We start from the raw sequence: 453 nt of genomic DNA, 5'->3' as shown, positions 1-453 counted from the left end.
GGAATAACTACTAAAAAAACACCATAAAAATGAGCACACAATCACCCACGAACATTTTTGACCAGGATTTGGTCACCCACCGGGTAGCAATGGATTTAGGTAAAATTCAGGAGGGCATTATCAAAATAAGCCACGAAGCTCACGGCTACGCCTGGCTACCCGTTACTGTTATTCGTAATCCCCGGCTTTTGACAGGAGTAACCTCTGATAACCAAGGGGAGGGGGTTTATCGCATCGAAATCAATCAGGATTATTGGGAGGACATTTTTTGGATAGATCATTTGCTTTACTTAAACCGGAAAAAATGAAATACGCTACCATCATAGCCGCCGCCGAAAAACTGACCGACGAGGAGTTAGGCTACCTCATTGCCCGATTGGATGATATGCTGAGTGCCCGCTACTACCACCAGGCAGACCAGGTGCCTCAACCACAGGAATACCAAAAAGAGGT

The 453-nt window shown here is 45.7% G+C and carries 1 protein-coding gene; it reads left to right on the top strand.

The window, feature by feature from the left end; genetic code table 11:
* Positions 1-29: 29 nt before the first annotated feature.
* Positions 30-308 carry a hypothetical protein gene (locus tag Q0954_RS34470; RefSeq protein WP_299466766.1) on the top strand — a complete coding sequence of 93 codons (279 nt, stop codon included), beginning with the start codon at positions 30-32 and terminating at the stop codon, positions 306-308.
* Positions 309-453: the final 145 nt, after the last annotated feature.

It is taken from the genome of uncultured Microscilla sp. (assembly GCF_947493425.1).
Taxonomy (GTDB): domain Bacteria; phylum Bacteroidota; class Bacteroidia; order Cytophagales; family Microscillaceae; genus Microscilla.
The sequence above is the reverse complement of the archived record's forward strand: the minus strand, read 5'-3'. Positions and strand labels throughout refer to the sequence as shown.

What these genes read in the sequence shown, in the direction of transcription:
- Q0954_RS34470 (WP_299466766.1), top strand. Translation starts at nt 30, where the DNA reads ATGAGCACACAATCACCCACGAACATTTTTGACCAGGATTTGGTCACC.